This window comes from Micromonospora sp. KC207, from assembly GCF_004348615.1.
In the GTDB taxonomy this organism is placed as follows: Bacteria; Actinomycetota; Actinomycetes; order Mycobacteriales; family Micromonosporaceae; genus Micromonospora.
The window spans coordinates 1-8908 of record NZ_SMKJ01000286.1 but is presented as its reverse complement, the minus strand read 5'-3'; the positions used below and the strand labels follow the sequence as shown (position 1 = coordinate 8908).

Here is an 8908-nt window from a genome sequence, read left to right as displayed (position 1 = left end):
GCCGACGGCACCGACCTGTGCCGGCTGTACGCGCGGGTGCTAGACGCCGACAAGGTCACCGCCGACGACAGCTTCGTCTCCCTCGGCGGCGACTCCATGTCCTACGTGGAGATGTCGGTACGGCTGGAGGAGGCCCTCGGCGAGCTGCCCGCCGACTGGCACACCACCGCGATCCGGGACCTGCCCCGGCCCGCCGCCCCGCCCGGTCGGCGTCGATCGGCCGTGCTGGAGACCAGCGTGGCGCTGCGCGCGGCGGCGATCGTCGTGATCGTCGGATCGCACATCCCGCTGTTCACGATCAAGGGCGGCGCCCACCTGCTGCTGGCGGTCGCCGGGTTCAACTTCGCCCGGTTCCAGCTCACCGACGCCCCTCGCCTGCGGCGACTACGCACCGCCGGGCACGCCATCGGCCGGGTCGTGCTGCCGTCCGTGCTCTGGATCGCGGCAGCGGGCGCGGTCACCGGCGACTACACGCTGACCAACGTGCTGCTGCTCAACAGCGTCCTCGGGCCGCACGACGGGGTCACCGAGTGGCAGTTCTGGTTCGTCGAGGCGCTGGTGTACATCCTGCTCGGAGCGGTCGCGCTGCTGGCCGTCCCGGCGGTGGACCGCGTCGAGCGGCGGTACCCGTTCGGGCTGCCGCTCGCCGTCGCCGCGTTCGGCCTGGTCTTCCGGTACGACCTGCCCGGCCTGGCCGCGCGCGGCCACGTCCCGTCCGCCGTGGTGGTGTTCTGGCTGTTCGCGCTCGGCTGGGCGGCGGCGCGGGCCCGCAGCACCGGCCAGCGACTCGTGCTGACCGGGGCGGCCCTGCTCGCCGTGCCCGGCTTCTTCGGCCAGCCGTGGCGGGAGGCGCTGATCGCGGCCGGATTCGTGCTGCTGGTCTGGGTGCCCCGGCTGCCCAGTTGGCGCGCGCTCAACCGGGTCGCCGGGGTGCTGGCCACCAGTTCGCTGTACATCTACCTGGTTCACTGGCAGGTGCTGTCGCTGGTCGGGCCCGCCTCGCGCGGGGCGGCCCTGGTGGTGTCCCTCGCCGCCGGTGTCGGCGTCGCGGCGCTCGCCCGGGTGGGGGCCCGGTGGCTGCCGCACGCCGTCCGGGTGTGGGCCCGGACGGCGGCGGCACGCGGTGCCGGTCAGGCCACCGCGGCCCGGTCCGCTGGCTCCACGCCAGCGTAGCCGCCCCGGTGGTACAGCAGGGGCGAGCCGACGTCAACGTGCCGCAGCAGCTCGGGCTCGGCGAGCACGATGGCGTGGTCGCCGACGACCACCCGGTCCACGACACGGCAGAGCAGCCAGGCCAGGGCATCGTCGAGGATCGGCACCGCCTCGGGACCGACGCGCCACCGGGTCGGGTGAGCGAACCGGTCGATCCCGGTCATGGCGAACGTCCGCGCCAGTTTCCGCTGGTGCCGGGCGAGCAGGTGCACCGCGACGTGCCGGGACCGCGCCACCGTGCGCCAGCTCGACGAGGCAAGGCCCAGGCAGAAGGACACGACGGGCGGCTCCAGCGACACCGACGTGAACGACGTCGCGGTGAAGCCGACCGGCGGGGCCCCGGGGGCCGTCACGACGGTGACGGTGCTGGCCTGGTTGCGCAGGATCGCCCGCAGCGAACTCGCGTCGGCCTCGACGATGGATCCCGGCTGCGGGTCGGCGGTCATCGAAGACTCCCAGGATCGCACGGTGCAGCCCGGGGTGGCCGCCCCGGATCGGCCGAGACACACATCGATGCGGCACCCCGGTGACTCCGACGCTAACCGACCATGCCCACCACCCGCAATACCTACTTAAAAAGTAGGGATTTCGGCACCGGTCGCCCACTGGCTTCCGCCGAGACCGACGGCGAGCGCGCGCAATACGAGTTTCGGCTGGTCAGAGGGTACGGGCCAGCCGGTCGGCGAGGATCCGGGTGAACCGGGACGGGTCGCCCAGCTCCCCGCCCTCGGCCAGCAGCGCCATCCCGTACAGCAGCTCGGCGGTGTCGGCGAGCCCGTCGGCGGCGGCGTCCTGCTCGTGGGCCTTGCGCAGCCCCTCCACCAGCGGGTGCCCCGGGTTGAGCTCCAGAATCCGCTTGACCTGCGGCACCTCGTGACCCATCGCCCGGTACATCTTCTCCAGCGTCGGGGTGATGTCGTGGGCGTCGCCGACCACGCACGCCGGGGAGGTGGTCAGGCGGGTGGAGAGGCGAACCTCCTTGACGCTGTCGGCGAGCTTCCCGGTCATCCAGGTCAGCAGGTTGGCGTACTCCTGGCGCTGCTGCTCGCGGGCAGACTCGGCCTCCTTCTTCTCCTCCTCGGTGTCCAGGTCGACCTGGCCCTTGGCGATGGAGCGCAGCGGCTTGCCGTCGAACTGGCCGACCCGCTCGACCCAGACCTCGTCCACCGGGTCGGTGAGGATCAGCACCTCGTAGCCCTTGGCGCGGAACGCCTCCATGTGCGGCGAGTTCTCGATCATCGACCGGGACTCCCCGGTCATGTAGTAGATGTCGGCCTGGCCGTCCTTCATCCGCTCGACGTAGTCGCGCAGGCCGGTCAGCTCGGCCGGGTCGTGGGTGGAGGCGACCGAGACGACGTCGAGGATGGCGTCGGTGTTGTCCGGGTCGTCGAGCAGGCCCTCCTTGAGCGCCGGGCCGAACTCGGACCAGAAGGTGCGGTACTTCTCGGCCTCGTTGGTTTTCAGCTCCTTGACGGTGGCGAGGATCTTCTTCACCAGCCGCCGGCGCACCGCCTGGATCTGGCGGTCCTGCTGGAGGATCTCCCGGGAAATGTTGAGCGACAGGTCGTGCGCGTCGACGACGCCCTTGACGAAGCGCAGGTAGTTGGGCATCAGCGCTTCGCAGTCGTCCATGATGAACACGCGCTTGACGTAGAGCTGCACGCCCCGGCGGGCCTGCGGAGCGAACAGGTCCACGGGCGCGTGCGACGGCAGAAACAGCAGCGCCTCGTACTCGAAGGTGCCCTCCCCCCGCATGTGAATGGTTTCCAGGGGGTCGGCCCAGTCGTGGCTGACGTGCTTGTAGAACTCCTTGTACTCGGCCTCGTCGACCTCGCTGCGCGGGCGGGCCCACAGCGCCTTCATCGAGTTGAGGGTCTGCGCCTCGCGGGTGATCTCGTCGCCCTCGCCCTTGCGCTCGACGGTCATCCGGATCGGCCAGGCGATGAAGTCGGAGTACCGCTTGACGATCTCGCGGATCTTCCACTCGGCGGTGTAGTCGTACAGGTGGTCGTCGCTGTCCTCGGGCTTGAGGTGGACGGTGACGGCGGTGCCCTGCGGGGCGTCGTCGACGGTCTCCACGTTGTACGTGCCCTCGCCGGTGGACTCCCAGCGGGTGCCCTCGGCCTCCCCGGCGCGGCGGGTTAGCAGGGTGACCCGGTCGGCGACCATGAAGGTGGCGTAGAAGCCGACGCCGAACTGCCCGATCAGGTCGGCCGACGCGGCCGTGTCCTTCGACTCGCGCAGCTTCGCCAGCAACTCGGCGGTGCCCGACTTGGCGATGGTGCCGATCAGGCGGACCACGTCGTCGCGGGACATGCCGATGCCGTTGTCCCGGACGGTGAGGGTGCGCGCCTCGCGGTCCACCTCGATTTCGATGTGCAGGTCGGAGACGTCGGCCGCGAGATCCTTGTCGACCAGGGACTCCAGGCGGAGCTTGTCCAAGGCGTCGGAGGCGTTGGAGATCAGCTCGCGTAGGAAGACGTCCTTGTTCGAGTAGATCGAATGGACCATCAGCTGGAGCAGTTGGCGCGCCTCCGCCTGGAACTCCAGCGTCTCGATCCGGTTGCTCACACCGACCCCCTTCAGTGACTGGGTGACCCTTCGCGCAAAGGATACGAGCCGTCGCTGGCAGTCGCGACACCCACCCGGCCGGATACGGCGGGGCGAGCATACGATGCCACTTCCGGTCCCTGTGGAACTGCCCGCGAATACGGGGCAGCACGCGTCGCGCTCACGTCACCCCCGAGGGTGATCGCGAGCTGGACGAGCGCAGCCGGGGGCGGGCTGGTCGCGGGCCACCTGGGCGAGCACCGACCGGCGGCGGGTCGGTGGTGTACCACCGCCGGGTCGGCTACCCGTCGACCCACGGGCAGGAGTTACTGCTGTCCACGCCGCCACCGCCGGTCCGGCACCACCCGGGTCGTCTCCTCGGCCGGTATCCGCTCCGCCTCGGCCTGCGCGAGAAGCCGTTGCCGGGCCGCCTCCCGTTCCGCCTCCTGGATCTGCTCGCCCCTGCCTTCGACCGGAACAGCGTCGCTCATCATCCCCACCTCCGTCGGTCGGGGCGCGGCGGCGCGCCCTGGAAGGACCGACACCGCCACGCCCGGCTGAGGGGACGCGACCGCAACGAGCACCGGCATCCGTGGGCGACCTTGGAGGATTTCGGCCCCTCGAGGGGCCGAAATCCTCCAAAATCTCCATCGCGTCCTTACTCGAACGATAGAGCTTCCAGAGTGACGGCGAACTAACTGTCGGTTAGATTCCGTGGGGCTCCGGGTCCAGCGGGTCGATGCCGATACGAATCGCGAGGTCCCGCAACTCGGGCGAGCCCCGGCGGCGGGCGTCCCGGACCATCTGGCCGACGATCTCCCGCACGCTCGGCCGTGACCGCAGCTCGACGCGTTATCCGCCTCCAGGAACGCCAGGATTGCCCGCTCCTGGTCGCCGGCCGCGTACCACCCACGTCCCGCATCCAGGTGCAGACGGCATCGACGGTTCGCGCTGCGAACCTGCGACCGGTCGACACGCCGCGCCCGCTCCGGCGCGCGCTCAGGCGTCCCGTTCTCGACGGCCACCCCCACCCGCCAGATCCCGCAGTTCGCCGGCGTGAACTCCATCCGCCACGGGTCGGACCCGGCCCGACGCGCGGCGTTCTCCGCCTCCGCCAGGTGCCCGTCCGGGTCACCGGTGCCCAACGACGCGGCCGACATCGCGCAGTGCAGGTGAAGCATCCCGTACCAGGTCAACGCCGCGCCGTCGCCCGTGTCGCCCAATTGCTCCGCCGCGCGCGTCGCCACCGCCAGCGACCGCCGCCGGCCACCGCGCGTGCCCGACGACAGGGCACTCTGCGCGGCAGCGAACGCTGCGGCAGCCACCTCCGCCGGCCCAGCGAGCGCGGCGACCAGTTCGGCACGCTCGGCATACCGCGCCGCCAGGTCGATGTAGCCGAACGGTTTGATGGCCAGCACGGTGGTCACCGCCGCCCGGACGAACAGTCGCGGCCCCTCCGGGTGCCCGGAGTCGGTGAGCCGCCGCGTGGCCGCGACCAGGTCGGGCAGCAGCCGAGCCAGCGCCTTGTAGTCGCAGGCCATCCGGGCCGCCATCGCCTGATCCACGGACGCCCACAGGACGGCCGGGTCGATCGGGCGCACCGACCCTTCGGGGTCGTCGTCGAGAGCGCCACGCAGCGCCGGAACGGTGGTGTAGATGGCGAGGTCGTCCTCGCTGCGCGGCGCGTGGGGCTGCCCGGTCAGGTCGGTGACGCTGACGCCGAGTGCGCTCGCCAGGGCGATGAGCCGCGAGCGCTTGGTCACCGGCCGCCGACCCGACTCGATCATCGAGATGTAGGAGGCGGTCACACCCACCCGATCGGCCAGTTGCTGCTGCGTCATCCCGGCGGCGTCTCGCCAACCAGCGACCCGCAGCCCGATGTAGTCGGCCATCGCTCCTCCTGCCCGAGGTCAACAGGATCCGGCATAGACCCCGCACAAAGGACAGTACGTGCAGTCACGTTCCGCAGCCAGAGCGACACAGGGCGCAGGCGAAGGCGTCGGGCGTAAACCCAACGTCCGGTCAGCTTTCGAATGCCTCCAACAGAGAGCGCACGTCGCCGGCCGGCTGGCTCCTGGCGGGCCGCTTGGGATTCGTCGGAACTCCCAGCGCCGCCCAGTTGGTACGCGCGTCGCCCATCTCGGACGCGAGGGCACGCAACTCGATGACGAACTCGACCAGCCGGCCCTGGTCGTCGACAGTCGCGTTGAACGGGATCGCTCGGGCCTTGTCGCCGAACTTTCGGCACAGGTCCTCGTCCGCGTACCAAGTCGCCGTCAGGTCGACAGCACCGGCGAGACGCCGCTTACCCGTGGCTGCCTGCTCGCCGTCGCTTTGCACACTGACCACCGCGTCGACCAATCGACGCGCGCCGCCCGGGTCGTTGGGGTCAACGTCCAGGTAGCTGCCTGCGGGTACCTCGGACCTGGACAGCGAGTAGTGCGTCCCGAAGCTGACCCCCGGCACGTTGAGCATGGCGAAGTACACGTCTTCCTCGTATCTCGTCACGAGGATCATCCGGTCGTTCTTCTTGAGGGTGTAGGACATCGTTCCGGTCCGTCGTTGTGCCTCCATCACCCCCTGACCGGTGGCTTCCGCCGTGTCGGTCGTGACCCGAACCGGCTCCCGCGAGATCCAGCCGACGGCCGCCGTGAGGTCCTTGACCTCGCCCTGCCGCCCGACCGGGGAGGCGTCGGATCGGCCGCACGCCATCTCCGTCGTCGAAGCAGAATCCTGGGCGGAGTTACCCGGACCGCACCCGGTGGCACCAAGAACGGCAGTCAGGGTCGCCACCGTGGCTACCAGACGTCGAACCTGCATGTGAAGGTCACCTCACGGTGGAAGAACGAAGCCGCCACAACGAGTCACGGCACCGTTGATCATAGGCGGGCGCCTGACGCCGCTCACCCGGCCGGTGGTGCCGGGGCGAGCCGGTCAAGCGCGGCGCGCAAATGCCCACGCAGGGCGTCGCTGCCGGTGTGCCCGCAGTCGTTGACCACGATCAGCTCCGCGTCGGGCCAGGCCCGGGCCAGCGACCACGGCGTCTCCAGCGGCGAGCCGAGGTCGAAGCGGCCATGCACGAGCACCCCGGGAATGCCGGCGAGCTGGTGGGCGCCGCGCAGCAGGGCGTCGTCGGCGAGCCAGGTCCCGTGGGAGAAGTAGTGCGCGCAGAGCCGGACGAAGGCCACCTGGTCGTCCGGCGGCTGGTCGCTGTAGACGTCGGGCTTGCCGTCAGGTTTCAGAGAGACGACGGCGTCCTTTCAGGCGAGCCAGGCGATCGCCGCCCGGTGGAAGTACCTGGGCGTCCGGGTGTTCCAGCAGCCGCGCGTACGCGGCGAGCAGCACGGCGGCCGAGCCCCGGCCCGGTGCGATCGCCGGACGGTCGGCGGCCGGCACGGCGTTGACGAACCGCCGCCAGTGTCCGGGGAAGAATCGGCCGACGCCCCGGTGCAGCCAGTCGATCTCCGACCGGCTGCTCATGGTCACCCGACGAGGACGATCGCGCTGACCCGCTGCCGCTGGCGCTGGGCTTACGCGAGACCAGGGTCGCGTCCCACGAGTTGCCGAACAGCAGCCACCGGTCGACGCCCAGGTGCTCGCGCAGCCCCTCTATGTCGACCAGCAGGTGATCGGTGGGTGTTGTGCCGCAGATCGGCGGCCGGGTCGCTGGCGTGCGGCGTGCTGCGCCCGCAGCCACGCTGGTCGAACTGGACGAGCCGGTACCGGGCCGGGTCGAACAGGCGGCGGGTGCCGGCCGACGAGCTGCCCCCGGCTGTCGTGCACCGCCACGGCCGGCATCCCGTCCGGGTTGCCGGACACCTCCCAGTAGACGAGGTGCCCGTCGCCCACGTCGAGCATCCCCCGGTCGTACGGCTCCACGGGCGGGTAGGGCTGCTGCCCCATCAGCCAGCCTGACCGGCCACGACGTCCAGGGCGCGGGTGAAGTCTGCGAGCAGGTCCGCCGTCTCCTCGATGCCGGTGGAGACCCGCACGAGGCCCTCGCCGATGCCGGCGGCGGCGAGTTGCTCGGCGTCGACGATCCCCGCCCACATTGAACGCGGGTGCACCACGAGGGTGCTCACGCTGCCCAGGCTGGCCGCCCGCTTGGCCAGTCGCAGCTCCGCGAGGAGGGTGGCCGCCGCCGGTCGGCCGCCGGCCAGGTCGAGGCTGAACACGCCGCCACACCCGCTCATCTGCTTCGTGGCCAGGTCGTGCTGGGGGTGGCTGGGCAGCCCCGGGTAACGGACCTGGGCCACCGCCGGGTGCTCCTGGAGCGCCCGAGCCAGCGCGAGGGCGTTGTCGTTGTGCCGGGCCATCCGCAGCGGCAGCGTCCGGATGCCGCGCAGCAGCAGCCAGGCGTCGATGGGGCCCAGCGTCGCGCCGGTGACGATGGCGGTCTGCCAGACCCGGTCGATCAGCTCGGCGGGGCCGACCACCACCCCGGCGGTGACGTCGGAGTGGCCGCCGAGGAACTTCGTGGCGCTGTGCCAGACCAGGTCCGCGCCGAGGGCCGCAGGTCGCTGGTTGACCGGGGTGGCGAACGTGTTGTCCACGACGGCGTACGCGCCGTGGGCGTGGGCCAGCTCGATCACGGCGGTCAGGTCGGTCAGCTCCAGCAGCGGGTTGCTGGGCGTCTCCACGAGCAGCAGCCGGGTGCGCGAGGTCATGGCGCGGGCGAACGCCTCGATGTCGGTCTGGTCGACCTGGGTGCAGCTCACCCCGAACCGGGTGAGCAGCCCGGTGGCCAGCGAGGTGGTGCCGCCGTACGTGCTGCGCTGCACGACCACGTGGTCCCCGGCGGTGAGCAGGGCCAGCGCGACGGTGGTGATCGCCCCCATCCCGGAGGCGGTCACCAGGCCAGCCTCGGTGCCCTCCAGTTCGGCCACCACGGCGGCGACCTGGGCGTGGTTGGGGTTGCCGTAGCGGGTGTAGAAGTCATCGGCGCGCACCTGCGTGGCGATCTCGGTGAACCGCTCGTCGGACTCGGCGCTGAACGTGGCGCTCTGCACGATCGGCGGCGACACCGCGCCCGTGGGGTGCAGGCCGTCGTCGCCGTGGATCGCGGTCGTGCCGATGCCGGTCACCGGGTTCTCCTCACGCTGGTCGGATCGCTGCTCGGATCAGGGTAGGGCGATGACGATGGGGC

General features: G+C 71.1%; 6 protein-coding genes and 1 pseudogene. 1 reads left to right on the top strand and 6 read right to left on the bottom strand.

Annotated elements, in window-relative coordinates:
* A partial coding sequence (locus tag E1258_RS26610; protein ID WP_243715707.1) for an acyltransferase family protein occupies positions 1 to 1173 on the top strand: 1173 nt, incomplete at its 5' end.
* Here E1258_RS26610 and E1258_RS26605 read toward each other — a convergent pair.
* From E1258_RS26605 to E1258_RS26580, 6 genes and pseudogenes are all read right to left on the bottom strand, one after another.
* Positions 1131 to 1658, bottom strand: coding sequence for a flavin reductase family protein (locus E1258_RS26605; RefSeq protein ID WP_132405938.1), 528 nt, complete (start codon positions 1656 to 1658; stop codon positions 1131 to 1133). The two genes, E1258_RS26610 and E1258_RS26605, sit on opposite strands and share 43 nt — an antisense overlap.
* Positions 1659 to 1869: 211 nt before the next feature.
* On the bottom strand, positions 1870 to 3783 hold the full coding sequence (htpG, locus tag E1258_RS26600; protein ID WP_132405936.1) for a molecular chaperone HtpG: 1914 nt from the start codon (positions 3781 to 3783) through the stop codon (positions 1870 to 1872).
* A gap of 305 nt (positions 3784 to 4088) precedes the next feature.
* Entirely contained in the window at positions 4089 to 5654 is a 1566-nt protein-coding gene (locus tag E1258_RS26595; protein WP_243715706.1) for a helix-turn-helix domain-containing protein, read from the bottom strand.
* A gap of 130 nt (positions 5655 to 5784) precedes the next feature.
* Entirely contained in the window at positions 5785 to 6474 is a 690-nt protein-coding gene (locus E1258_RS26590) for a hypothetical protein (protein ID WP_132405934.1), read from the bottom strand.
* Positions 6475 to 6665: 191 nt separating this feature from the next.
* A pseudogene (locus E1258_RS36020) lies at positions 6666 to 7665 on the bottom strand (alpha/beta fold hydrolase).
* Positions 7665 to 8846: a PLP-dependent aspartate aminotransferase family protein gene (locus E1258_RS26580; protein WP_132405932.1), complete on the bottom strand. Its 1182-nt coding sequence runs from the start codon at positions 8844 to 8846 to the stop codon at positions 7665 to 7667. The pseudogene E1258_RS36020 and the gene E1258_RS26580 overlap by 1 nt, the downstream one beginning before the upstream one ends.
* Positions 8847 to 8908 lie beyond the last annotated feature (62 nt).

Excerpts from the sequence above, each read along its gene's own strand:
- E1258_RS26605 (WP_132405938.1), bottom strand. The coding sequence starts at position 1,658 with ATGACCGCCGACCCGCAGCCGGGATCCATCGTCGAGGCCGACGCGAGT.
- E1258_RS26595 (WP_243715706.1), bottom strand. The coding sequence starts at position 5,654 with ATGGCCGACTACATCGGGCTGCGGGTCGCTGGTTGGCGAGACGCCGCC.
- E1258_RS26590 (WP_132405934.1), bottom strand. The coding sequence starts at position 6,474 with ATGGCGTGCGGCCGATCCGACGCCTCCCCGGTCGGGCGGCAGGGCGAG.